The sequence below is a fragment of the Dialister invisus DSM 15470 genome (assembly GCF_000160055.1).
In the GTDB taxonomy this organism is placed as follows: domain Bacteria; phylum Bacillota; class Negativicutes; order Veillonellales; family Dialisteraceae; genus Dialister; species Dialister invisus.
In genome coordinates this window covers 1,448,974-1,473,930 of record NZ_GG698602.1, presented here as the reverse complement: position 1 = coordinate 1,473,930, position 24,957 = coordinate 1,448,974, and the positions used below count along the sequence as shown (strand labels likewise).

Sequence of the window (24,957 nt, the reverse complement as noted above, 5' to 3'; positions counted from 1 at the left end):
CACCACCGCCGAATCTTAAATTATTTTACGATAAGCACGGGATACTTGCCCCGGCTTACGATATAGCTGGAAACCGATCCCATGAAAATGCCCTTCAGCGGACCGAGTCCCCTGCTTCCCATGACGATGAGGTCGCACCCTTTATCTTCAGCAATACTGAGAATGACCGGTCCGGGCGAACCAATTTCAAAAACCGTTTCATGCGCCACGCCTTCAGGAACCATAGCGGCAGCTTCTTTCAAATCGCGGCGGCAGTGCGCTTCCAGATCCTCTGAAAGCTTGGAAGTAAGGCAGCCTTCCGCAATGGATACCTGGTCAAAATTGCTCATGGCGGAAACCATATTGCACACGGACACGATGTAAAGCTTCGTACCCTCGCCTGCAGCCGCCAGATCCGCAGCTTGCGCCATCGCCTTTTTCGCGTGGGCAGAACCATCATAAGGAACAAGAATATTCTTATACTTCAACATAGAAATCCCGCCTCTCTTTTCTTTTGAAGGATTTTATTTTTTTCATTATACCATGAATATTCCTGACTGCGTATTTCTTTTTATTCATTTCTCTTATAAAGAAAATACATCAGACTCCGGTTTCCGGTCTGTGCTGTGATAAGGAATAATTTTTCTGAAATGATTTTTCCCGGCAAGTTCCCACATTTCCCTTTCCGTCATATGGTTCGGCCAGAGGACAAGTTCCGCCCTGCCGCTTTCATAATAATCTTTCGCTTTGCCGTAGCCGTGGATGCTGCCTGTCATGAGCAGCGAAAGTTCAGGATGCCGGTCGATGAGTTCTCTGCTCTCCGACCGTGACAGCTGGGCATCGGTAAGGAAATAAACCCCATTGTCATGAATCGTTTTTCCGTCCCATAAGGAAAACGTTTCATTGGGAAGGGCAAGCACTTCCCGGCGGGCGAAGTATTTCCTCCGCCCCAGACGCAGCCATTCGTCATAAAGCCCGGGAGCCATATGCACGGGAATCTCCATACTTCCTTTATTACGGAAATATGCCGCGATGGAAAGCCCCCTGCCGAAATGCGGCACAGGAAGAAGAAGCGGCTTTCCCCGCCACACCAATTCCAATATTTTATCAAGAACCGACCGACGCATATCTGCCCCCGTACGATCGCCCGGATATGCTGCATCAAGGACGGCCACATCCGCCGTTTTCCCTTCCGCATCATCACAGACATAAAAAGGGTCATCGCTTCGGTAATCCCCCGAAAAGAACAATTTTTTCCCTTCACAGGAAATATCGTACCACACGGAACCGGCACAATGGCCGCTCCGCCCCCAGCGGAAACTGAAATCCCGTTCCAATTCCAGTTCGGGCGCTGTCGAATCAAGAATCATCGTGTTCCCCGGCTTCTCTTTCATCTGCCGGTATGTCTGGTTCGTCAGAAGCACGGATCCCGCAAAGCCGAGAGACTCGAAATATCCGATCGCCCCCGTATGGTCCCGGTGCGAATGGGTGATGAAAAGGTATTCTGCTCTTGCAACCTGCTCCGCTGTGAGATCAGGTACCCGGTCCAGTCCGTCCGTCGAAGTTCCCGCATCCACGATAAAAGCGTGGCGCCCTCCTTCAACAAAAAAGCAGCTGCGTCCGAAATCACCGCAGCCGCCTGCAATTGTTATCTGCATATCCATCTCCATTGACGTTATTCTTCAGTTAAGCGCCACGTATGGCTGCACCCAATATACCATATTTCAAAAAAAGCCGCAAAACTATCTTGAGCCTGCCGCGATAAGGGCGCAGATCACACCGGCAATGGCAAAAATGATGTATGCCGCGCGTTCATAATTAAAACCGCCGCTTTCTTCATCAGCATCACTGCGCGTTTCTTCTTCCATCATGGGCGCTTTTATTCTTTCGTGAATCGCCGGTGGAATCAGGCCGCTGTAAAAACGGTTCAGGTACCTGATGTACCCGTTCATTTCTCTGGTAAAAAACCAAAAGGACGGCGCCGATAAAGATATTTCATTCCGTATGGCGATCGTGGAAAGGCATTCGTCAACGATACATTTCATAACCCGTTCCGGCGTGTCTTCCCTTTCTTCATACCTCCGTGAGATACTGTCAAAAAGTTCGATAGTTTTCCGCATGCCGCGCTCATCATAGCGTCTCCGCAGATCAGGCGGCAGAAACTTTCGTTCCGCGCCATGGCCGGGCGCTGTTTCCCGTTCCATAAACAGGGAGAATTTCTTTTCCACTTTTTCAAAACCGCGGAACAAATCCAAGAGCGGCGCATAGGTTTCTGCATATCCGGCAAGGACATACTTCGCCACATAGATACGGAGCAGGATATAATCCGTAAGGAAAGCGGCCGCCTTCGGCTTCTCCGCCTGGCCCATATCCATACGGTTCACTTCGAGGAATCGGATAAATACGCGGTGGATGCTGTAGCTCCCCTCCGGCTCGGTCGTATAGGAAAAGAAAGCGCGCCGGGCCGCCCGGACACCCATGCTTTCAAGATATTCTTTTCTTCCCACGATCCGCCTCCTCTTTTACCGCGTGCCATCAGCAGCGGATTACCGCCGGTTTTCAATTTTTCCGCCGCTGAACCGCCGATTCCTTTCCCCGGGAACCATGCGGGAGAGATTCTTCCGTACAGCGCTTCCTGCTTCAATTCACCAGAGGAGAATGGGGAGACCTCTCTTCTTTTCTGTATTCATCAGCAAGCGCTTCCAAAAAGGACGCCACATCCCCCTCATGGAAATCAGAAATGCCATAAACGGCACATACCGCGCCGGCAAGCATTTCCTTTGTTTCTTCGTGGGGCAGCGTCGTATTGATTTCCAATTCTACCGTGCTTCCATTGTCTACAGCAGTAATTAAAACAGTCTCTTCTTTATTTTTCATCACACACCTCGCTGACTTCATCGTACAAAAAAAGAGAGTTCCCCGCAAGAAAAATATTTTTCTGCGCCTCTCTTATAAATTCTTTCTTGCCGTATGGTTCCATCCCTTATTTGTGAGTATCTCCGCGTCTTTTCCAAGAAACGCTTTCCCCGCGTACCGATCCCCTGCCAGCTGCCAGCGGAACCATGCCGTCACATAAGCGTCCGCTTCGGCCTGCACATGGCTGTGGTCCGCACGGGAACGCCGTCCCATGACCATCGCTGTCTTTGCCTTTTGAAATATCTTCTCCATATCCGGAAGCGGTGTAATGAGACGATCATCCAGCCTGTCTCCGCTCACCATGAACCACGGCACATTGACTGCAGAAGCGTCATATTTCCAGCTGTTCATTTTTAATTTGTTTGCAAATGATTCCGTCACCGCCGAAACAGTGACAACCGTTTTAAAACGTCCGCCGCCTTTTCGGAATAAAATCGTTTTCACCGCGCCGACGCCTCCCTGGGAGTGGCCGCCGATCCCCAGATTTTCCTCATCAATCTTTTGAAAAAACACGCTTTTTCTGTCCGCCGCCAGCTTGTCCATGAGTTCCAGTCCCCATTCCGCCGAGTACCCGAGTCCCGTATTCCTGTCCGTATTGCCCACGACAATAAAGCCCCAGCTGGCAAGATGTTCAAAAATCGGCTCATCAAGATCACAGGTCGAGGTCGTCCCGTTTAAAAGAAATACCATGGGCCATTTCCGGTTTTCCGTTTCCAGCCGTTTCGGATACCACACGCGGTAAGTATAATTTCCGTACTGTTCTTCTTTTCTTGAAACGGTCTTCTTTGCCACTTCGTATATACCGAGATTGCGGTATCGCTGTTCAATCTTCCCCCGATCCGCCGTCGTTATCCAGTATTCATCAGTAATGGCCTCCGCCGCGTCCGCCGCAGAAAAAGAAAGGAGCCATACCCACACATATAAAATTATCTGCAGTTGTTTTTTTATCTTCTCCATATCCGCATTATACCAAAAATGAATAAACAATTAAATTTTATTCTTTGAAACGAACCACGAACAGGAACCGGCACCCATTACTTCGCCAGGGAAAGAAATTCTTTGCGCAAATCCCCGTCTGTCCTGAACCGTCCGGATGCGGAAATCGTCCTTGTAAGCGTCCCCGGTTTTCTGATTCCCCGTGCCGTCATACAGGAATGCTCCCCTTCCAAAAGAACGATCACATCCCCGGCACCGGTAATCCGTTCCATGACATCCCGTATATCCGCTCCTATCCGTTCCTGGATCTGGAGACGCTTAGAGACGGCATCGGCGATGCGGGCAATTTTTGACAGTCCGATGACGCGCCCTCTGGGAATATATCCCACAGCCGCCTTCATATTGTACATGAGGGCGATATGGTGCTCGCAATGGGAAAAGAGGGAAATATCTTTCACCACTACCATGTCACTTTCAGGAGAAGAGAACGTCTTCTCGAAAGTGCGGGCGATTTCTTCATTGGGCACCGCCGCATAGGCCAGCTGCTCGGCCACCATTTCCGCAAAGCGGCGGGGCGTTTCCACAAGCCCTTCTCTTTCGGGATCTTCCCCGACTGCTTCTATAATCAGGCGCGCTGCCTGTTCCAATTTTTTCTGATCCATTTCAGACCCCTCTCCTGTCCGGCTCCCAGATAATTTTATGGAGCTGTACCTGCACGCAGACTTCTGCCAGTTTTTCTTTTCTCACATATTCGACCAATTCACGCGGCTCTATTTTCCCCCACACGGGACTCACATAAAACTTCGGACCGCCCCGGGGAAAATACTTTATAATAATTTCCTTCATATCCTCCAAATCCGTTTTCGAGGAAACGACGAATTTCAGAACATCCTCCTCCGTCAATTCCTTTAAGTTCGGCAGCCGCATGAAAGACTTCATTCCGCTGTCTGTGCATTTGTAATCCATCGTATAAAAAAGATTTTGGGAACGGCGCGCCAAAAGGGGAACTGCGCCGTTCGTTTCTATATTAATTTCATACCCCTCTTCCCCGAGGATGTCGCAGATTTCCTGCAGCGGATGAAGCAGCGGTTCTCCTCCCGTAAAAGTAATCCGCTTCCAGGGATAGGAACGGATACGGCCTAAGAGTTCCTCTTTCGTAAGGAATTCTTCCGCGTCGGACTCTTTCAAAGCGTATGCCGTATCGCAGTATGTACAGCGGATATTGCAGCCGGCAAACCGGACAAATACCGCCATATACCCTGTCCGTTTTCCCTCTCCATCAATGCTGTCAAATATTTCCGCCACGGGAAACTTATTTTTCATATACCGCTGTATTTCCTTCCGTTTCCTGCACCGCCACGCGGATACAGTGGGGAATGCGGTCGCAAAGCCATTTCGCCATATTTTCTGCCGTGGGGTTCAAGCCTTCCATGATATCGTTAGCGCACCGGTGGTCAAAAAGATTAACGATATCCTTAATCTTCGTGAAATCTACCACCATGCCGTTTTCATCAAGCTTATCATTCTGCACGGTGACAGTCACGATCCAGTTGTGCCCGTGCATTGAAGTGCACTTGCTTTCATAGTTCAGACGCAGGAAGTGCGCTCCGCTGATTTCCATTCTTTTCGTTACTGTAAACATATTATCCCTTCCCTCCGTTCCACGGGTCTTCCACCCCGTTTTCAGCAAACGCTTTCGCCCTGTCTATGCAGGTCCCGCATTCGCCGCAAGGCGTGTCTCCCCCCTCATAACAGCTCCATGTCAGTTCATAGGGTGTCCCCAGTTTCAGCCCTTCCGCCACGACGCCGGTTTTATTTTTATCGGCAAAAGGAAAAACCAGATGCACCTTGCCGTATGTGCCGACAGCAACCGCTTCCCCCATGGCTTTCAGAAACTGGGGCGAGCAGTCGGCATACGCTTCTCCCGCCGCATCATCTCCATGGGCGCCGACATAAATATCCGTCTCTTCCTCTTCATAAATGCCGGCTGCCAGACTTGCCGCCACAGAAATCATGAGGCCGTTCCGAAAAGGAACATACGTAGATACCTTTCCTGCCCCCTTTTCCGCAATCTGCTCACCGTAACTTTTGTGTACAATACTCTCCGTCGAATGGGACAAAAGAGAACAATTGGAATACTGCATGATCTGCGCCAAATCAAATTCATAATGAGGCACATGATAATATGCCGCCACCGCTCTTGCGGCATCTAATTCCTTTTTATGCTTCTGTCCATAAAAAATAGAAGCAGTGCTGACATTCTCTGCTCCCAGTGCATTTACAGCCACGGAGAGACAGGTCGTCGAGTCCACACCGCCGCTGGATAATATAATTGCTTTTTTCATATTTCCTCCCGTTTTTTATAGTTGGTGCTCAGAATGGACAACTGTCGGAACAAATTTCCGTTTCGTTTATTAGTTTCGTTTATTAATAGATCAACTCATTATAGCACAGGACAGAAATAAGACAAACAAATATAGTATAATAAAGCTGTATTATTAAAAGGAGGCATTATGAAGGGCGGAGATGCGGACGAATTTATCGATTATCTCATGGACGGCGGCGCCAGTGTACGCCACAAAGGATATGTCTACCATTTTTCAGGATTTGTGTACCATCCCGGCCAGCACAAGTGGCGGGTGAGCATAGAAAAATACCGCTGGACAAAAGAACCGTTTGAAGATTTCATGGAGCTCGTCTATTATTACACATCCGATGAAGAAGACTGTATCAATCACCTCACCGAAGACATCCTTTGGGACGGGAAATCTTTCTACCAGCTGGAAAAAGCTCTCACCTGGATCGACTGGTAAGAACCTCCCCAGTCATCATCCGGCAGCCCCATCGGTGCCTTTTCATCCATGCGGTAAAAAAATCTCTGTGGCGCATATGGCAAATACCGGTCTGGCAAACCCGCCATATCACTACGGGACTGCCCAAAAATTGAATCATGTGCTATAATTGATTTGTCCTTTTCAGGGACTGATTTTCATGGGGACGTAGCTCAGCTGGGAGAGCGTACGGTTCGCATCCGTAAGGTCGAGAGTTCAATCCTCTTCGTCTCCACCATGCCCTTTGGGGCCAGGCAAAACAGAAGCAGGCTTGCCGCAGCAGGTCTGCTTTTTTTATTAATGTATTTCAACTGCACCCGTACGCTGCCGCGGAAACCGCCCCGCAGGAAATACCGCAACGCAAAATATATTTCGCAGACTATTTTTCCGCTTGACATCTGCCGAAAGAAAATGCTATAGTAGGCACAACTTAATCACAGGCAATGAGAAGAAGAGTAAGCAAAACGAATGTCAAAGAGAGCTTCCGCAAGGTGAAAGGAAGTACAGGAAGTTTGCCGAACATGGTCTTTGAGCCGAATATGCCGAATCATTAAGCAGTCCGGGCGCTCCCGTTACAGAGCTGCGGTATCAGGATTTCCCTCGTACCTACAGAGGTTTGCACGGTGACGTGCAAATGAACTTGGGTGGTAACACGATCTTTCGTCCCTTATTGGACGGAAGATTTTTTATTACAATTTTTTAAGCAAGAACGTCAAAGGAGGAATTTTTCATGAAATTCAAAAAGACAATCATCGCATCCGTCGCCGCATTGGCACTCACAGGTTTTATCACAGGCTGCGGCGATGAGAAAAAAGCGGCGGCTCCCGCTCCGAAAGACAGCAAGGCGGTCACTCTCAAAGTGGGCGTGTCTCCCGTCCCCCACGCTGAAATTCTCGGCGCCGTAAAAGATAAGCTTGCCAAAGAAGGTGTCAATGTGGAAATCATCGAATTTACCGATTATGTACAGCCGAACCTGGCGCTGAACGACAAAAACCTTGACGCGAACTACTTCCAGCACAAACCGTACCTGGATGAATTCGCCCGGTCAAGAAATCTGAAACTCGTTTCCGCAGGAGCGATCCATCTGGAACCGATGTCCGTCTTCTCTAAAAAGATTAAAGACTTGAAAGATCTTCCTGACGGCGCCCGTGTAGCCATCCCGAACGATCCCACAAACGGCGGCCGCGCGCTCCTCGTGCTCCAGTCTGCGGGGCTCATCAAGCTCCGTGACGGTGCACCCATCACCGCTACACCGCAGGACATCACAGAAAACAAAAAGAATCTTCAATTCTCTGAACTGGAGGCGCCACAGCTCCCCCGCTCGCTGGAAGACGCTGATATTTCCGTTATCAATATCAATTTTGCCCTGGAAGCAAAACTGAATCCGAAAGATGCCATCTTCACCGAAAGCAGCGATTCCCCATACGCAAACATTGTCGCTGTCCGTGAAGGAGATGAAACCCGCCCTGAAATCAAAAAACTGATCGAAGCCCTTACCAGCCAGGAATCCAAAGATTTCATCGAGAAGAAATACAACGGCGCCATCAAAGCCGCTTTCTGATTAAACAAAAGAAGATTTCAAGATAAAGGACCTCTTCTGCCGGACAAACCAAATGCCCGGTAAAAGAGGTCCTTTTCATACCAGAAGAAAGTCCGCATCATACATCGGTCTCCTGATGTCTGCCTTTCTGTTATCTTTCATTCCGCATTTTACTTCTGTCATCTGCCGCACGATTCGTAGTTTCCCAGAATTTTAAAATAACTGCACATGGAAGACAGTCCCTCCAGTGTCCGCGTATTTGATGGATCTTTCAGCGAACCCATGACATCGATGTGGAAGAAATACTCAAAAGGTTTCCCTTCGAGCGGACGGGATTCCAGATGGGTCATATTCATACCGCCGTAGAAAAAGTATCCCAGCACATGGTAGAGTGCACCCGGTTCATGCCTGACGGAAATGGCAAGAGTGATCTTATCCGCTTTATCGGATATTTCCATTTTCGGTGCGATGATGAAGAAACGGGTGTAATTGTTTTCATTAAAAAAGATATTTTCTTTCAGTACGGAAAGCCCATACAGCTTCGCCGCCGTCCGGCTTGCTACGGCCGCCTGATTTTTCTTTCCATCCTTTGAAACACGTTCCGCGCTTTGGGATGTGGAAAAATAAGGTTTCAATTTCCAATCCCGATGGTCATTGAAGAAAAGACGGCACTGGGCAAATCCCTGGGGATGGGAGTAGACCGTATCGATATCTTCCATTTCCGCTCCCGGCAGTCCCAGCAGGTGGTGCTCGATTTTTACCAGTTCTTCACCGACGATGGCGCAGCCGCAGCCCCTGATAAGGTCATAGACTTCCGTAATACCCCCGGTGGAAGAGTTTTCAATGGGTACAACGCCGTAATCAATCATTCCTCCCGCAGCGGCTTTCGTCACATCTTCAAAGAGGGGGAAATATATTTCTTCCCGCTCCCGCTCACCGAAGTGCCGTTCCATGGCCTCATAGGTATAGGAGCCTTTCGCGCCGTAACAGCCGACACGGATCCGTTTTTCCATAGTTTCTCCTATATCCATTTTCTCAATTTCACAAGCAGACCTTTTTCCTTTTTCTCCTCCGGTGTTGGACGCTCTACAGTGCGGACCATCCGTTTTTCCATTTCTTCCCGCCGCTTCCGCGCTTCTGTCGATTCAAAAGGGACGGGCCGCGTAAAAGCGGGCGGCATACGCAGGCTGGGCGGCGCCATGATTTTCGGCACAGTAAATTTCGGCACCTCTTTCAAGCTGCCGGCTTCCTCACGCCCCCAAGGGACATAATGGTATGCGCCGGCAGAAGGGTCGGGCACGTTCCGTTCCGCGATATACTTCGCCCCATTAAAGGGAACGCCGCGGAGACGTTCCAGCAATTGCGCCGCCATGACCTGCGGGGAGAAATAAGAGAACGGCAGTCTCGGCGCCATGCGCGCAACAGAAGAAAGAAATGCCGCCTTCACTTCCTCCGCCGTCATGTTCTCCCTGTGGCGCACCTCATCTAAAAGAAGGATCATTCCCTTTTGGGTAGGAAATAAGTTTTCATAAGGAATAACGGTATTTCTATTCCCCATCCCCGACATATCCAGGAAGAAGACAAGGAACAGGCAGGAGAGCGCCTTATCCCCCGCTTCCGCACGAAGATGGAAGTTTGCTATGACATAGTACAGGTTGCGCAGCTTCGACCATTCTCCCGCCATGGTATAGATGGAGACCTTCTGCTGAAAAGCGCGCTCCAGTATATCCCTGGCGGAACAGGGATTCCCTTTCAGAGCCAGAGCAGAACGGGACTCGCCGATTTCTCCTTCCGTAAGTCCGTAGTTTTCACGAACATTCAGGACATACGCCATATGGTGTCCCACCTCGGTACGCCCCTTAGGTTCCAGCACATATACTTTCGGTACAGCGTGGTTATAATTTTTTTCAGGAACTTCATGGATTACACGCCGGACAAGTTCTGTATGCGATCCTTCACCGGAGAGGCCGTATCGTTTAAGGAAATCGGAAAGCGCCTTATCGGGAAGCATATTCACCGTTTCCCGGGGAGTGCTTTCGCGGATCCAGCCATCAGCATAGAGGCGGTCCAGACAGAGATCGGCGTCGCTGCCGTAAGTGGCATACAGATAAGACGGCATCTTTGCATGCACCGGTTTGCCGTCAAAATAATCCAGTATGAGTATCTCACGTACAGAAAGACCCACTCGTCCCGCCTCCTTCTCATCATACTTTATTTTTTAGTATAGCAAAACAAAAGTATGATTAAAAGTCATAAACACAAACCACAGGAAAATTTTTGTCCCTGTACCTAAATTCCGAAAAGCGCTTTTTATCTTATCCCATATCCGGCATCCGGAATTTAATTTCCGTCCTTCGATACTAAACGCCCATGTGCGTCCCCACGGCACTGAAAACAGGAAGCAGGACGGAAAATATGATTGCCGCTGTTACAAGACCTACAAAAAGCAAAAGAGAAGGTTCCAGAATCTTTCTGAATCCTGTCAGTTTCCTTTTCGTTTCCTCTGTCATAAGATGAGCGCTCCGCTCCAGAAAGAGAGGAAGCCGCCCGCTTTCCATTCCTACATGGATCATGCGGGCAAGGGCGGTATCGCCAAAGGATCTTTCCATGCTCTGGGCAAAATCGCCGCCCCTCTCTATATCCTTTTTTATTTTCAGCAATTCTTCTTTTACGGCGCTGTTATCCGTTATGTCCGCTATATCAGCAAGGGCGTCGGACAAGGTTTTCCCGCTTTTCAAAAGTGCCGACAGGGCAAGCGTCACACGGATGAGGTACAGCCTCCGGATAAAAGGGAAGCGGAAAAGAAACGCATCTGTACTTCTTTTTCCCCGTTCACTTCGTAACCAGACGACACCGCCGACTGCACCCAAGAGAAGTTCAACAAGAAAATAAAACCTTTTTTCCTGTAAGAACAGGCCCAAAGCAAGCGCCGCCCTCGTCACCGCCGGAAGCGGTATGTCGAGGGCGTCAAAAAGCGCGGCAAAGGACGGCAGTATGACAGTAAGGATCAATGCAAATACAAGAAAGGAAAAGAAGAGAACAAAAACAGGATAGGAAAGAGCCGACTTCATACCGGCAATAAATTCTTCTTCCTTGCGATAGCACGCGGCGGCCAGGCGGAGCTGTTCCGGAATCGTTCCCGACAGCTCGCCTACCTGCAGAAGGGCCGTAAAAAAAGGCGGAAACGCACGGGATCCCGCAAAACTTTCCGCAATGGAGTGCCCTGCTTCGATGGTCGCCTTGATCTCGCCCAGAAGAATCTTTTCTTTCCCGCTCCGGCCGCCGCCAAGGATGTCCAAAGTTTCGGTTACGGGAATCCCCGCGGAAAGAAGTGATTCCCATTCTTCAGCCAAATCGGCGAGACGGCGTCTTTTGAAAAGGGACACTTTTTTCTTTTCTCCCGTTTTTCTGATGGTCATCGGGTGCAGCCCGCGGCTTTTGAGTTCATCCGCTGCTTCTCTTTTGCCGGCAGCCGCCACTCTTCCTTCCTCTACTTCTCCGCTGTCAGCGTACGCTTTATAAAGGAACTCCATTTTACTCTCCCGCCAAATGCAAAAGTTCTTCTCGTTCTTTTTCTGTCACACCCTTTACCTTGTATACCGCCTGGCGCAGAGTGCGCATGTCATTCACACCCGTTTCCATATAGGACAGGACCTGTGCTTCTTTTCCTTCGCGGATGAGGTTCGCCACAGCAGGGGTATTTGTCAGAATTTCACGGAGCAGTACAGTTTTAGTTCCCATCCGCCAAAGTCTTTGCGCCGACACGCAGCGGAGGACGGAAGAAATAATCAGGCGCACTTCGTTTTGTTCTTCCGCCGGAAATACATGCACCATGCGGCCGACGGCTTCCAGAGCTCGCCCGTTGTGGAGCGTTCCCAAAACGAGATGCCCTGTTTCTGCCGCGGTAAGCGCCGCCGCTATGGTTTCCCTGTCCCTCATTTCCCCTACGGCAATGACATCGGGATCCTCACGGAGAGATTCGCGGACGCCCTCGGCAAAACTTACCGCGTCACGACCGATTTCCCGCTGGCGGACAAGGGATTTCCCCGCGGAAAGGACATACTCCACAGGATCTTCCAAGGTCACGATGTGACGCGCTTTTTCCTTACCGATTCCTTCCAGTACTCTTGCCATGGTGGTGCTTTTCCCGCTTCCTGTAGGGCCTGAAAAAAGGATAAGGCCGGAAGATAATTTTGCAATCTTCTCAAACCATTTTTCATCAGGATCTTTTTCCACACGGTCAAGCACGGGCAGCACACGGAGCGCTGCGCAGTCTTTTCCACCCGCCCTGTACAGATGGAGGCGGAACCGATTTTCTCCTATGGAAAAAGAAGTATCGCATGCACCTTTTTCTTCATACACTTTTCGTTTATCCGGTGAAAGGCTGGAATGGAAAAGCATGTCAAAAAAACTTTTCTCCGCTCTTTCTTCCAATTCTTTAAGTCCGCCATATTCACGGACAATAACCCTTCCGCCTTCCGTAAGATGGATATCTGTAGCCTCCGGGTAAAGGGCCAGCCACTGTTCAATATGTTTCATAGTCACTCCCATAAGAGCGCCGCTTCCTCAGGCGGGACGGCGCCGCTTTCCATTAACCGCAAAAGGGATTCCTTCAGGGAATACTGTCCCTGTTTTCTCATACATTCTGAAAACTCTTCGGCTGCCGCGTTTTCATGAAGCAGCCGCCGTTCTTCTTTTCCTATTTCCAGCATTTCAAAAACACCGGTCCGCCCGTCTGCGCCTTTCCCCCTGCAATGATCACAGCCCTTTGCCATGTATGCCCGTCTCCCGATAAACGCTTCAGGAAACAACTTTTCTTCCGCCATTTCTCTTGTAATGACCATTTCCTTCCGGCAGGCGGGACAGAGTTTCTTCACAAGCCTTTGAGAAATGATGAGGGACAGCGACGCGGAAAGCAGGTACGGCGGAATGCCCATATCTGTCAGGCGGGCAGGCGCCGATACGGCATCGTTCGTATGAAGCGTAGACAGGACAAGATGTCCCGTAAGAGCGGCATGTACGGCAATTTCCGCCGTTTCCCGGTCGCGTATTTCCCCGATCATCACCACGTCGGGATCCTGCCGCACAAGAGAACGGAGGCCTTTTTCAAAAGTAAGGCCCGCTTTTTCATTCACTTCCACCTGGGTGATTCCCGGTATGCGGTACTCCACGGGATCTTCCACGGAAATCACGCTGATTTCAGGACGGCACACCAGTTTCAGCGCCGCGTAGAGCGTCGATGTTTTCCCGCTTCCCGTAGGACCGGTAGTGAGAATCATGCCGCTTTTCTTTCCTATTTTTGTGCGGAATATTTTCTTCTGCAAGGGAAGCATACCGAGTTCATTCTTTTCAATGAAATCCACCTGTCCCGATAAAATCCGTATGACGATCGTTTCCCCGTAAACCGAGGGCATCACGGAAAGACGGAAATCTGTATTTCTTTCATCCCTGATTTCCGAAAAACTTCCGTCCTGGGGGATACGGTTTTCCCCCACGTCCATACCGCCCAGGACTTTGGCCCGCACCGACAGCCCCGCCGCCATATCCGGGGGCAGCCGGTACCTTTCTGTAAGAGTTCCGTCAATGCGGAACCGGACAAGGACAAATTCACGGCACGGTTCCAGATGGACATCGCTCGCCTTTTCCGAAACGGCGGCCTGCAGGATTCTCCGCATGGCAATTTCCGCATTGGCCGCCCGCAGTATTTCCATAATTTCTCCCTTCCGCAGGAAAAGCCCGCGGCCGGTTTCCCGCCGCAAGCCTTTCTTTTTACACCTGCATAATGCGCATGATATTCGTGGCAAAAGATTTCCGCCGGTTTATTTCCCCCTGCCTGACTCCTGCCGCGATGACACAAAGGCTGTCCTCCCGAAATTTTTTCCCTTTCAAAACGGCAGCGGACCGATAGTGCAGATAATTTTCGTCCTTCGCATGGTTCCTCCCGGGACAGTAGAAGTCCTTCCATTTCTATTGCGTAATTGGAATAAAAAATTTACACTTGTATATAAAGTAAAATATTTTCTGCTTTTCTTTATAGTGTACAAAAAGAGCGGATATAAATAAAGCCTTTTCATTCCTTTGGAAGTTTCTTCATGAACTTTCACGACAAACGCGTCCATCCCGCATTTCTTCTCCTCACCTCTTTTCTTATTCTCATCAGTTCCCGTATCATTTCAGATATCATAGCGCAAAACGCCGAAACGGGACGAGTCGGGCAGGGACAGGTGGCCATGGCAGCCACATCCCAGATTTGAATATGGATAATCGGCTGCCGCTGCAAACTCATCGACAGCTCCGATATAATGAGCTGCGTCTTCCATGAAATGCGGAATGCCATAAAATACACAAACACCCCGTGCGGTTAAGAAATAAATATAGCGCTTATATCCGCTTTACAGCAGTCAAAAGCATTTTCTACCGTTATCCATACTTCCTTTCCGGTCAAGATTGGGGGTAAGAGGAATCCGTTACATGAAAAAGTGGTTTGTACCCCCATTTGCCCAAAACCATCATAAACAGGACTGCCTTCGATAAAACATAAAGAAGTTCCTTCGGGAGCTTCTTTTTTATCTCTGCCGGAAAGCTAAGACTGGGCCAGTCAAAATTGTGCCATCACTGCCCGAACAATTAAAGGTGCATTCGTATCCTCAAATTGGCAGCCCTCTGTTTTACTTTCGTGCTAATATAAGATATACTATTAGCACGAAAGTTGGTGACGGCACATGAAGACACCCGAAGAAATAGTTGATGATTCCGGAATCTTGTTGACGAAAAATGCCATAGAAGCAGGGATTTCAAAGCATGCTCTGTACAACTTCATACGTGATAACGGATTTGAAAAGGCCGCTCATGGCGTTTATGCGTCTCCGGAAACCTGGGAAGATGAAAACTATATTCTGTCGCTGCGTTGTCCGCAAGGTGTTTTATCTCACGACGAGGCCCTCTATTATCATGGCCTTACTGACAGAGAACCTCTGCAGAAAACAATTACGATTTATACCGGTTATGGAACTTCCCGAATGGTTGCGGACGGAATAAAAGTTTTCACCGTAAAAAAAGAACTGCTGGATATTGGGAAAGAAATAGTGAAAACATCATATGGCCATGACATACCGCTCTACAATCGTGAACGCACAATCTGTGATCTGATCCGTTCCAGAAACAGGTTTGAAATACAGGATTTCCAGGCCGCACTTAAAACTTACATCATGGGAAAAAACAAGAATCTTAACAGGCTAATGGAATATGCAAAGCTGTTCCATGTTGATAAGAAGATCAGAGAGTATATGGAGGTGCTGTTGTAATGGCTCTGACCGGTGCACAGGTAAGAGGAAAGATAAAAAATATTGCAAAATCAAACAGGGCAGATGCACGCATTTTGATGCGGATATATATGATGGAACGTTTTCTTGAAAGAGTGGCAAACTCACCATATTCTGAAAACTTTATCATAAAAGGCGGTATATTGGTCACGTCCATGATAGGCATTTCTATGCGCTCAACAATGGATATAGATACATCTATCCGTAATTTAAATCTTTCTGAGGAAGAAGCGCTGCGTATAATTAATAAAATCAGTAAGATTGATTTGCAGGACGGTGTGACGTTCAACGTCAAGGATGTAACCGGAATCATGGACGATATGGAATACCCCGGCATTCGGGTAACAATGGATGCATATCTTGGTAAAATGATTATTCCAATCAAGATTGATATTTCTACAGGAGACATCATTACTCCCAGAGCCATTGAATATGATTACAGCCTCATGCTGGAAGAACGATCCATAAAGCTCTGGTCCTATAATTTGGAGACCATTTTTGCGGAGAAACTTCAGACAATTCTTGCCCGCGGTATCCTGAATACAAGGATGAGAGATTTTTATGACGTTTATACATTAATGCTCCGCTATGAGGAGATGATCAATCATGAAATTCTGAAACAGGCATTTGAAGCTACCTGCAATAAAAGAAATACAACGGACATTATTACCTCAGGGATGCAGATCTTAGATATCATAATTAATGACGATAGATTGAATGACCTATGGAATTCATATCAACAAAAATACTTGTATGCAGGAGACATACCATTTGAAGCAGCTGTAAAAAAAGCCATTCAAATTTATAAAATGATGAAACAATAGAGGTTATAAGAAATTATGATAAAAATACTGTTCGTCTGCCACGGCAATATCTGCCGCTCCCCGATGGCGGAATTTGTTATGAAAGACCTCGTGGCAAAAGCTGGATTGGAACATTTGATTTCCGTTTCATCCTGCGCGGTGACTTATGAAGAAATCGGAAACGACACCTATCCCCCCGTACGCCGGCTTCTCAACGAAAAGGGTATCCCTTTCACTAAACGGGAAGCACGGATATTTACGCCTGCCGATTACGAAGAAAGCACTTATATCATCGGCATGGATGATGAGAACCGCCGCGATCTTTACCGTCTTACCAAAGGCGACCCGCAGAAAAAGGTCTCTCTCCTTCTGGAATGGGCAGGGGAAAAGCGGAGTATCGCCGATCCGTGGTATACCGATGATTACGAAACAGCCTATCGTGATATAAGGGAAGGCTGCGCCGCGATTCTCAAAAGGGTCATGCCATGATTTCCGTTTACCCGGCTTTTTACAAAGACTTCCGCTGCAAGGCGGACAGGTGTGTCCACTCATGCTGTATGCAGAACTGGGACATCGACATCGACGAAGCCACGGCAATGAAATATCTCGTCATGACGGGTGAACCGGGTGAAACTATCCGTGCCTCCATGACAGGCACAAAAGGAAACCGCCGGTTCATCATGAAAGACGGCCGATGCCCTCTTTTGCAGGAAGACGGACTCTGCCGCATCATTGCGGAAACGGGAGAAGAAAATCTTTGCGATATCTGTGCCATGCATCCCCGTTTCTTTATGGAAAACGGAAATTTTGAACTGGCCGGTGTGGGACTTGCCTGTGAAGAAAGCGTGAAGCTTCTCCTGTCCAATTCCACGCCTCTGCTTTTCATGGAAGACAGCGCCCTTTCTCTATTCGACTTTCCCACGCTGCTTTCCGCTATGGGCTGCAGTCTTCCCGAAGAAGCGCTCTCCTATACGCCGACCATCAATGAAACTTACTGCCGGACCATTTTACACGCTCTTTCTCAAACGGAACCTGTCGATGAAGCATGGACAAAGAGGCTCTCCTCTCTTTCCGGATTTTTTACTTCCACGCTGAAAAAGGCGCACGCCTATCTTTCCGAAGCGCCTCTCCCGGAATTGACGGCGGTGTATCAATACATTTTCTACCGCGCCCTGGAAAAAGAACCGTTCTGCGGCATAGACGCCGTCATGACATACGCCCGGCAAAGCACAGACTTCATCTTCATGGAAACTGCCGTATTCGGAAATCTCCCTGAAAACATACGGCGCTGGTCGGAGCAGATCGAATACGACACGGACAATCCGGATATCCTTCTGTCGCTCATCACAAAATAATATTTCAGCAAAAAAGCAGATCCCGTTAAAGGACCTGCTTTCGTTTTCCCTTAAAACAACCTTCCTTTTAAGAGAAAAAATTCCATAAAGTTTTTTTACTGTATGCTCCTATACAAAAAGAAGAGATTCACTCCGCTTTTCATAGAGATATCTTAGTATTTCATACTTGTTTTTGCCAGTTCTTCCAGAGATGGTTTCAGATAATTTCTTTCCGCGTCACTGGTCACTGCCAGGATTGCTCTGTATTGATTCTCTTTTTTCATGAAGTATCCCCGGATGTAAAGGGGCACGATGAAACCGTCGGCGTCGCTTATGACCCGCGCGCCTGCCGTATACGTATGGTCATTTAAACGGGTAATCGGTTCTATGTCCTGCAGACGCACATGGGCAAAGTCTTCGGGAAGTTTCACAGGAGCCGTTTTATTATGCTCGCGTATGGCATCTACGATGAGTTCGTTAATTGCGGGTTCAGCACCCATCAGGTAAAGGTTCGCTATCATAAGCGCCCCTGCAGACACCATGTTTTGATCCTTCACAAAGAAAGGATCCATTCCCTTTTTATTTTCTTCCGTTTCAGGAAAAGAGAAATTCACGACAAAGGCGTCAAAGCTTCCCTCGTCAGAAGTGACGAGAAGCTGTCCCGCAGGAAATACTCCTCCTTTTTCCGTACTGAACGGAATCTCTTTTCCCGCCATTTTTTTCACAGACGGCGTTATGACGAAAGGCGTATAAACGGCGTTATTTCTTAAAGTGATTTCCTTTGTAAGAAAAGGAGCTGCCTGCCTGTAAAGATCTTTTATGGCATCTCCCGGACTTCTGCGGAAATCGGCAGTCAATTGCCTGTCGGCCGCCGTGCCTGTACCCGTCTCTTTATGGGCAGGTTCTGCAAAAACAGCGGTCATGGAGGAAACGGTAATCCCCGCCGCCAAAAATGCTGTCACGAGTCTTTTCATCGAAGTCCCTCCGCGCCTTTTACTAAAACAGGTTCTATAATCCGGCCTGTGGCCTGATTGGTATAAATGGCAGTGGCTCCAAGTTGCCCTTTATCTGCTGACGCGATGAAAAAGACATAAAAAGGCGCTTCCACCCCGTACTGTTCCACAAAAAGAAACATGCTTCCATAAACAAACTCAGTCTGTCCATCTTTTTTATAGACGAAACGATTGTTACTGTCTTCTTTTTTCATGCTTTCCCGGATAGTTTCAAGATTCAAAGTCCGGTTCTCTCCAAGGATATCAATTTTTTTCGGATGGGCTTTTTCCATGGCCCTGATGATTTCATTCCAGCCGGCGATATCTTTCTCTTCCAATTTTACAGATACAACAGCCGCCTGATGAAAGGCATCCTTCGTCTCCATTTGCAGCTGGGAAAATCTGCCGGCTGCAAAAAGTTTTCCGAGCTGCTCGGCCATCATTTTTTCATGGACTGTATCGCCTTTTCCAAATAATCCCATCCGCTTGACAGCAGGAAGGATTTCTTTTTCTGCTTTTTCCTGGTTCCACTCTTTCTGCAGTTCTTTTCCCACATATGATTTATCTGCTTCCCGGAGGGTCATCTCATTTCCCAGCGGAAGAATATGTCCGTCCGCCAATTTTAAAGAAAATAAGGCAAAAGAGAGCGAAAAAGAACGAAAGGCACGGACGAAACGTCTCATAGAATTAGGAGGTTTTATCGAAGGACAATTATCAGAAGAAAGCATTTCAATCCTTAAAGTATTACCACGGTTTCGTTTTGTAAAAATGGATAACTACTTAAAGAAAATAGCAGTGGAAGCAGGAGGAATTGAAAATCTCCGTCGATTACAAGTAGAAAAAGTTGACACGCAAGGAAACGTTTAGAGTGAGAAGACACTCCCCACGGCAAAAGCCTTCTTGTCTAGGGAAATTTCATCCCTAGACAAGAAGGCTTTTGCTATTTTTGTTATGAGTGAATGTTTTTTTTTCACACTTTTTTCTTTCAGTTGCTGCAAAGAGGAACGAGCATATTGGAGCTGTTCTAGTAGCTTTTGCATATCGGCTTCCGTTTGGTACTGCACCGTGAAAATGTCATGAAATATTCGTAAGATCCGTTCTCGGAATATGTTCAGAGGATGTGTGGCATCGTCACGATCAATCGCTAATCTCTGCCGAAGATGACTGCTGTCAGCCAGTAACTGAGCAAAGCATTCATGCAGAACTTCTTTCTTCTCAATCACTTCATATGGTGTTTTCATTTCTTCTGCTCCTCTCGAAAGCGTACCCATTTCATCAGATATTCCTTAACATATTTTCCATACAATTATTTCAATAACAATTCAGAATCTTTATAAATAAAAATTTATAAAGCTGTAATAAAAGTTAAAAATCCTAATATTACACCAGCTAAATTTGGAACGATAAGAATAAAATCTTTTTTAGGTTCTTTAGTCCATCCGTAAATAACCCAAATTAGACAAGAAATCGAAGCTGTAAGAGGCTGCCAAGGTTGAGCTTTTTCTCCTCCTAAATTAGCAATAATTTGAGGAATATAAGTTATAAACACAAAAACCCCAATAAATGCTCCAATTGAACCAACAATAGTGTTAATTTTTTTTTTGTTCATAAAATTACCTCCTTGTAAAAAATATACATATAAAATGTATATCAAAGTTTAATATCGTTGTCAAATGTGAACGTACTCCCGCCTATAGAGGCGGGAGCTTCCTGCTTCAGCGAGAACAGCACCACTGACTCCGAAGAGTTGCGACGACTTACATTCTCTTCACAGGCGTAGATTCCCGTGCGACCCACGGTACTCTATGAGTTATGTCAGGCAGATATTCGCCTAGCTTCTTCTCGAATATTTATCGCAGCATTCTTGTCACGATTATGGTGACTGCCACACTTAGGGCAATCCCATTCCCTCACAGACAAGTCTTTTGTTTCGTTATTCTGATAACCACAAACATGGCATAACTGGCTACTTGGATACCATTTATCTATCCTGACAAGTTGTTTACCTTCCCAAGCAAGTTTATATTCTAGTATGTTCGTGAACAAATTCCAGCCGTTGTCGGCTACGGATTTGCCAAAGCTGAATTTGCCACCCTTCTTGCGTTTTGCCATAGCTTTGACACGAATATCCTCAATACCAATGGCATCGTAGCGGTCTGCAAGGTAACGGGCTTTCTTATGCAGAAAGTCACGACGTTGATTCGCAATTTTCTCATGGAGCTTGGCTACACATAATCTTTGCTTATCTCGGTTATGGCTTCCCTTTTGTCTCTTGGAGAGTTTTCTTTGTGCCTTGACCAACCTTTTCTCGGCTCTTCGCAAGAAATTCGGATAATCGGCATCATCCTCATCGGAAGCAACATACAGACCGTGCATAGCAAAATCCAGCCCAAGGAATTTCTTAGGTATTATGAGGAGTATTTGGTTTTCGTACTCCACCAAAATACTGATGTAATATTTCCCTGATGGTGTCTTGCTTATGGTTACAGTCTTTATAATGCTGTTCTCCATCAATGGACGATGAAGACATAGCTTTACCCAACCGATTTTAGGCAGCTTTACTTTGTTCTCCTCGATTCTTACAGAGCCATGCTGGTTGTTCGTGGAATACGAAGCATGACCTGTTTTCTTCGACTTGAAGCGTGGCTTGCCAAAATGCTTCTTATTGCTCCAGAAGTTGCTGTATGCCTTGTTCAGGTTCATCTGGGCATTCGTAAGAGCAAGGCTGTCAACTTCTCTCAGCCAAGGAAATTCTTCCTTATACTGTGCAGGTGTATTTTTCAGCTTCTTGCCAGTTTCCTTGTAATAGTCAAGACGGTCACCAAGCATCTTGTTATAGATGAATCTGACACAGCCGAAGGTCTTGGTAAACATAATCTTCTGTTCTGTTGTCGGGTATAGCCTGTATCGGTATGCCTTATTCACTGCCACATCACCCACCTTGATTTTCTATGTATGTACGAATTATCTCTATGGGAGCACCGCCTGTTGTTAGCAGACAATAGCTTCTTGACCAAAACATCTCCTTCCACAGCTTACGCCTAACTTCTGGAAATTTTTTTTTGATTAGTCTCGAACTAGCACTTTTGTAAGCGTTGATGAATTTTGACATCTCCGTGTTAGGGTAAGCACGAAACATGATATGCACATGGTCTTGGTCATGATTCCATTCTTCCAATATGATGTTATGGGAAGAGCCTATACGAACGAATATATCTTTTGCGTATTGGCTCATCTCGTCAGAAAACACTTTGCGACGATACTTTACCACTAGAACAAGATGATAATACAGCAAGAATACTGAATGGTTATTATTGTCTAATTCCATGACACAATCAATCCTTTCGTCTCTACGGCTGATTATATCATGGAACAAGCTACAAAGCAATTGTTTTTCTGAGGGCATCGAACCCACAGAAAAACCCACAATTCATCTCACCACCTATAGAGGGGGGAGACTTCTTGCAGGTTAGGTTAAATCGGATGCCAGAGACAGTCCGCCTGCTGCCAAAGCAAGCGTGAGCGCCATGGCACATATACGTTTTTTCATAATGCTCCTTTCATGAGCTGTCTTTAATTATTTTCTTTCATTATACCAAACCCGTCATGCAGAGGAATAGATTCTTCACTCTGTGTCACTATCCCGTTTCCCTTCTTTCTCCCACAGCATTCTTGCCTCCGTTCAGAATAACGATTGGAGGAAAAGGCGTCATAATGAGGAAAACGTCAACCATCATCCGAAGCGGATGTGAAGGATCTGTTACCATAGTGAGGAAGACGGCAAGAAGATAAAAGCTATCAGCTGTGAGCTGTCAGCTGCAAGCTAAATATTCTTTTACGATTTAAATCATTACGACAAGCGAGTATCCTCAATCGCACTACGTGCGCCAACAGCTTCTTCTGGCGGCGGGTTCCATGATCCTTGTGTAAAAAGCGGTATTGACGGTGGGACTTCATTCGGAGTAATAGATTCTTCACTCTGTGTCACTATTCCGTTTCCCATTTTTCTCGCAAAGCATTCTTGCTGCCGTTCAGAATAACGATTTTGGAAAAGCACGTCACTAACAATGGGGAACAGAAAGCGTCATAATAACGGAGAACGAAAAGTGTCATCCTGAATGAAGGTGAAGGATCTGTGCCCTTAATGAAGTCACCTCGGCGCTTGAAAAGCCTGTACCTGAAAACGGTCTTTTTATTCTCCCAACTCGCGGCGGATAAGCTCACTCTTCAATGTCTGCAGCTTGTCGGACAGGTTGATTTCCATCAAATCAGGATTAAGGAGACGTGTATATTCCGGCCAGAGGGTATCTATCTGTTTGTCTGCATAGCGGATGATTTCAGAAAGTGCGGGCAGCGGAAGGTTCCTGCCATTTTCTACGACGGGCTTCAGCAGTTCTTCCACTGTATAAGTTCCTGCTTTCAGCTCTTTCCTGCGCCATTTCGCCGATTCCGTGACAAGGGTAAAGTCGCCGCCGTCCGCCGCTTTTTCATCATGGAGGCAGACAAGATCGGTAATCATTTTTCCTGTATCTTTTTTATAGAAACGATAGACCGTCTTGATACCGGGGTTCGTCATTTTTTCCACGTCATTGGAAAATTTCATAACAGGAACCTCTTTACCATCCGCTTCTTTCACCGCCATTTTAAAGACGCCCCCCAGCGCGGAAGTGCCGTCGGCCGTGATGATTTTCGTACCCACGCCCCACGAGGTGACGGTGCAGCCCTGCGCTTTGAGGGACTGGATGGTATATTCGTCAAGATCGTTGGAACCGGAAATGATGGCATCAGGGAAGCCGGCTTCGGTAAACATACGCGTCGCTTCCTGAGAGAGATAGGCGATATCTCCGCTGTCGATGCGGATCCCGTATTTCCCGGGAAGCCGCCCCTCTTCTTTCAGTTCTTTAAACACCTGAATTGCATGGGGTACACCCATTTCAAGGACATTATAGGTGTCGGCCAAAAGGATGAGGTTGTCATGATACTGGCGAACGTATTCGCGGAAAGCATCTATCTCTTCATCAAAGCTCATGACCCAGCTGTGGGCCATCGTACCGAGGACAGGAATGCCGAACTGTTTTCCCGCTTCCACATTGGATGTGCCGTTGAACCCTCCGATCATGGCGGCCCGCGCGCCCCAGAGCCCGGCAGAATGTCCCTGCGCGCGGCGGAGACCGAACTCCATCAGGGCGTCTTTCGGCGCCACGGTGCGCACACGCCGTGCTTTCGTGGCGATGAGGCTTTCATGGTTCATAATCATGGATAAACCTGTTTCGAGAAGCATGGCTTCTGTCGTAGTACCGTGGAAACGAAGAAGCGGTTCGCCGGGAAAGACTACGGTGCCTTCCGGTACAGCATAAATATCTCCTTTAAAGCGGAAGTCTTTCAGGTAATCAAGAAAGGCGGGATAAAAAATTTGCAGACTTTCCAGGTAATCGATATCTTCTTCATCAAAACGGAAATTTTCTACAAACTGCTGGAGATGCTCAAGCCCCGCCACGATAGTGTAGCCGCCGTTAAAAGGATTCTTTCTGTAAAAACGGTCAAACACGACTTTCCGTTCATGGCGTCCTTTGTTGAAAAGGGCATTTGCCATTGTCAATTGGTATAAATCGGTAATCAAGCCATTCATTTTTATTCCGCCTTTCTTTATATACGTATTCTCAAGACTTATCGATTCTTCCTATTTCCCTCATCACGGTAACAGGTCCTTCCCATCCGTTCAGGATAACACCTCACCGTTCCTCGTCATTCGGCACTTTTAGCTGCCAGCTGTCGGCTGATAGCTTTTATCTTCTTACGGCTCCCCTCATCACGGGTATAGATCCTTCACCTCCGTTCAGGATGACGATTAACGTTTCTCTTATTATGATGCCCTTTCCTCCAATCGTCATTCAGAACGGCTGCAAGAATGCTGTATGGGAAAGATGGGAAACGGAATAGTGACACGGAGTGAAGAATCTGTTACTCCGAATGAAGTCCCACCGTCAATACCGCTTTTTACACAAGGACCATGGAACCCGCCGCCAGAAGAAGCTGCTGGCGCACGTAGTGCGATTGAGGATACTCGCTTGTCGTAATGATTTAAATCGTAAAAGAATAGTTAGCTTGCAGCTGACAGCTCACAGCTGATAGCTTTTATCTTCTTACGGCTCCCCTCATCACGGTAACAGATCCTTCACATTCGTTCAGGATGACGATTAACGTTTCTCTTATTATGATGCCCTTTCCTCCAATCGTCATTCAGAACGGCTGCAAGCATTCTTTATGGGAATGACGGGAAACGGGATAGTGACACAGAGTGAAG

At 47.4% G+C, this 24,957-nt stretch carries 28 protein-coding genes, 1 tRNA gene and 1 other annotated feature; of the genes, 7 read left to right on the top strand and 22 right to left on the bottom strand.

The annotated features are described in order from the left end of the window. Positions 1-20 precede the first annotated feature (20 nt). The 9 genes from GCWU000321_RS07310 to GCWU000321_RS07270 form a co-directional block, all read right to left on the bottom strand. Positions 21-470: a universal stress protein gene (locus GCWU000321_RS07310; protein ID WP_007070544.1), complete on the bottom strand. Its 450-nt coding sequence runs from the start codon at positions 468-470 to the stop codon at positions 21-23. A 93-nt stretch (positions 471-563) separates the two neighbouring features. Next, positions 564-1,637: an MBL fold metallo-hydrolase gene (locus tag GCWU000321_RS07305; RefSeq protein WP_156777759.1), complete on the bottom strand. Its 1,074-nt coding sequence runs from the start codon at positions 1,635-1,637 to the stop codon at positions 564-566. An 84-nt stretch (positions 1,638-1,721) separates the two neighbouring features. Further along, entirely contained in the window at positions 1,722-2,486 is a 765-nt protein-coding gene (locus GCWU000321_RS07300) for a hypothetical protein (RefSeq protein WP_040381502.1), read from the bottom strand. Between the two features lie 133 nt (positions 2,487-2,619). Beyond that, positions 2,620-2,856: a hypothetical protein gene (locus GCWU000321_RS07295; protein WP_040381499.1), complete on the bottom strand. Its 237-nt coding sequence runs from the start codon at positions 2,854-2,856 to the stop codon at positions 2,620-2,622. A gap of 72 nt (positions 2,857-2,928) precedes the next feature. Then, on the bottom strand, positions 2,929-3,852 hold the full coding sequence (locus GCWU000321_RS07290) for an alpha/beta hydrolase (protein ID WP_007070539.1): 924 nt from the start codon (positions 3,850-3,852) through the stop codon (positions 2,929-2,931). Positions 3,853-3,929: 77 nt separating this feature from the next. After that, positions 3,930-4,493 (bottom strand): GTP cyclohydrolase I, encoded by a 564-nt coding sequence (folE, locus tag GCWU000321_RS07285; RefSeq protein WP_007070538.1) that lies wholly within the window; start codon positions 4,491-4,493, stop codon positions 3,930-3,932. A 1-nt stretch (position 4,494) separates the two neighbouring features. Further along, positions 4,495-5,154 carry a putative 7-carboxy-7-deazaguanine synthase QueE gene (queE, locus tag GCWU000321_RS07280; protein WP_007070537.1) on the bottom strand — a complete coding sequence of 220 codons (660 nt, stop codon included), beginning with the start codon at positions 5,152-5,154 and terminating at the stop codon, positions 4,495-4,497. Then, positions 5,144-5,473: a 6-carboxytetrahydropterin synthase QueD gene (gene queD, locus GCWU000321_RS07275; RefSeq protein ID WP_007070536.1), complete on the bottom strand. Its 330-nt coding sequence runs from the start codon at positions 5,471-5,473 to the stop codon at positions 5,144-5,146. Before queD ends, queE begins: the two co-directional genes overlap by 11 nt. Before the next feature lies 1 nt (position 5,474). Further along, complete coding sequence (locus GCWU000321_RS07270) at positions 5,475-6,176, bottom strand: 7-cyano-7-deazaguanine synthase (protein WP_007070535.1); 702 nt, start codon at positions 6,174-6,176, stop codon at positions 5,475-5,477. Between the two features lie 168 nt (positions 6,177-6,344). On the opposite strand from GCWU000321_RS07270, the gene GCWU000321_RS07265 reads away from it, so the two are divergent. The 3 genes from GCWU000321_RS07265 (at position 6,345) to GCWU000321_RS07250 (ending at position 8,223) form a co-directional block, all read left to right on the top strand. After that, positions 6,345-6,644, top strand: a complete 300-nt coding sequence (locus GCWU000321_RS07265; RefSeq protein ID WP_007070534.1) for a hypothetical protein — start codon at positions 6,345-6,347, stop codon at positions 6,642-6,644. Between the two features lie 180 nt (positions 6,645-6,824). Next, positions 6,825-6,900, top strand: a tRNA-Ala gene (locus GCWU000321_RS07260). A gap of 196 nt (positions 6,901-7,096) precedes the next feature. Next, positions 7,097-7,333, top strand: a binding site (T-box leader). Positions 7,334-7,392: 59 nt separating this feature from the next. Continuing rightward, positions 7,393-8,223: a MetQ/NlpA family ABC transporter substrate-binding protein gene (locus tag GCWU000321_RS07250; protein ID WP_007070533.1), complete on the top strand. Its 831-nt coding sequence runs from the start codon at positions 7,393-7,395 to the stop codon at positions 8,221-8,223. A 158-nt stretch (positions 8,224-8,381) separates the two neighbouring features. Here GCWU000321_RS07250 and pheA read toward each other — a convergent pair whose 3' ends face one another. The 6 genes from pheA to GCWU000321_RS09665 form a co-directional block, all read right to left on the bottom strand. Further along, the gene (pheA, locus tag GCWU000321_RS07245) at positions 8,382-9,215 is read right to left on the bottom strand and encodes a prephenate dehydratase (protein ID WP_022027383.1); all 834 of its coding nucleotides are present in this window, start codon (positions 9,213-9,215) and stop codon (positions 8,382-8,384) included. An 8-nt stretch (positions 9,216-9,223) separates the two neighbouring features. Beyond that, on the bottom strand, positions 9,224-10,387 hold the full coding sequence (locus GCWU000321_RS07240; protein ID WP_007070531.1) for a hypothetical protein: 1,164 nt from the start codon (positions 10,385-10,387) through the stop codon (positions 9,224-9,226). Positions 10,388-10,562: 175 nt separating this feature from the next. Beyond that, positions 10,563-11,735, bottom strand: a complete 1,173-nt coding sequence (locus tag GCWU000321_RS07235; protein ID WP_007070530.1) for a type II secretion system F family protein — start codon at positions 11,733-11,735, stop codon at positions 10,563-10,565. A 1-nt stretch (position 11,736) separates the two neighbouring features. After that, on the bottom strand, positions 11,737-12,741 hold the full coding sequence (locus GCWU000321_RS07230; RefSeq protein WP_040382027.1) for a type IV pilus twitching motility protein PilT: 1,005 nt from the start codon (positions 12,739-12,741) through the stop codon (positions 11,737-11,739). Positions 12,742-12,743: 2 nt separating this feature from the next. After that, the gene (locus GCWU000321_RS07225; RefSeq protein WP_007070528.1) at positions 12,744-13,913 is read right to left on the bottom strand and encodes a GspE/PulE family protein; all 1,170 of its coding nucleotides are present in this window, start codon (positions 13,911-13,913) and stop codon (positions 12,744-12,746) included. Between the two features lie 389 nt (positions 13,914-14,302). Further along, positions 14,303-14,488, bottom strand: a complete 186-nt coding sequence (locus tag GCWU000321_RS09665; protein ID WP_169303249.1) for a hypothetical protein — start codon at positions 14,486-14,488, stop codon at positions 14,303-14,305. Positions 14,489-14,924: 436 nt separating this feature from the next. On the opposite strand from GCWU000321_RS09665, the gene GCWU000321_RS07215 reads away from it, so the two are divergent. The 4 genes from GCWU000321_RS07215 to fliB are packed head-to-tail and all read left to right on the top strand — an operon-like array spanning position 14,925 to position 17,682. Continuing rightward, the gene (locus GCWU000321_RS07215; RefSeq protein ID WP_007070524.1) at positions 14,925-15,506 is read left to right on the top strand and encodes a type IV toxin-antitoxin system AbiEi family antitoxin domain-containing protein; all 582 of its coding nucleotides are present in this window, start codon (positions 14,925-14,927) and stop codon (positions 15,504-15,506) included. Continuing rightward, positions 15,506-16,348 (top strand): nucleotidyl transferase AbiEii/AbiGii toxin family protein, encoded by an 843-nt coding sequence (locus GCWU000321_RS07210; protein ID WP_007070523.1) that lies wholly within the window; start codon positions 15,506-15,508, stop codon positions 16,346-16,348. Before GCWU000321_RS07215 ends, GCWU000321_RS07210 begins: the two co-directional genes overlap by 1 nt. Positions 16,349-16,363: 15 nt before the next feature. Further along, positions 16,364-16,816 (top strand): low molecular weight protein-tyrosine-phosphatase, encoded by a 453-nt coding sequence (locus GCWU000321_RS07205; RefSeq protein ID WP_040381490.1) that lies wholly within the window; start codon positions 16,364-16,366, stop codon positions 16,814-16,816. Beyond that, positions 16,813-17,682, top strand: coding sequence for a flagellin lysine-N-methylase (gene fliB, locus GCWU000321_RS07200; protein ID WP_040381488.1), 870 nt, complete (start codon positions 16,813-16,815; stop codon positions 17,680-17,682). The genes GCWU000321_RS07205 and fliB overlap by 4 nt, the downstream gene beginning before the upstream one ends. Before the next feature lie 152 nt (positions 17,683-17,834). Here fliB and GCWU000321_RS07195 read toward each other — a convergent pair whose 3' ends face one another. The 7 genes from GCWU000321_RS07195 to GCWU000321_RS07165 form a co-directional block, all read right to left on the bottom strand. Next, positions 17,835-18,635: a hypothetical protein gene (locus tag GCWU000321_RS07195; protein WP_007070520.1), complete on the bottom strand. Its 801-nt coding sequence runs from the start codon at positions 18,633-18,635 to the stop codon at positions 17,835-17,837. Then, positions 18,632-19,381: a hypothetical protein gene (locus GCWU000321_RS07190; RefSeq protein ID WP_040381486.1), complete on the bottom strand. Its 750-nt coding sequence runs from the start codon at positions 19,379-19,381 to the stop codon at positions 18,632-18,634. Before GCWU000321_RS07190 ends, GCWU000321_RS07195 begins: the two co-directional genes overlap by 4 nt. Positions 19,382-19,516: 135 nt before the next feature. Beyond that, a complete protein-coding gene (locus GCWU000321_RS07185; protein ID WP_040381485.1) occupies positions 19,517-19,894 on the bottom strand; it encodes a hypothetical protein in 378 nt (125 codons plus the stop codon). 104 nt (positions 19,895-19,998) lie between these two features. Next, positions 19,999-20,262, bottom strand: a complete 264-nt coding sequence (locus GCWU000321_RS07180; protein WP_007070517.1) for a SemiSWEET family transporter — start codon at positions 20,260-20,262, stop codon at positions 19,999-20,001. Positions 20,263-20,468: 206 nt separating this feature from the next. Further along, positions 20,469-21,584 (bottom strand): RNA-guided endonuclease TnpB family protein, encoded by a 1,116-nt coding sequence (locus tag GCWU000321_RS07175; protein ID WP_083786262.1) that lies wholly within the window; start codon positions 21,582-21,584, stop codon positions 20,469-20,471. A 1-nt stretch (position 21,585) separates the two neighbouring features. Then, entirely contained in the window at positions 21,586-21,981 is a 396-nt protein-coding gene (gene tnpA / locus GCWU000321_RS07170) for an IS200/IS605 family transposase (RefSeq protein WP_040382023.1), read from the bottom strand. A gap of 864 nt (positions 21,982-22,845) precedes the next feature. Next, positions 22,846-24,288, bottom strand: a complete 1,443-nt coding sequence (locus GCWU000321_RS07165) for a nicotinate phosphoribosyltransferase (protein ID WP_156777757.1) — start codon at positions 24,286-24,288, stop codon at positions 22,846-22,848. Positions 24,289-24,957 lie beyond the last annotated feature (669 nt).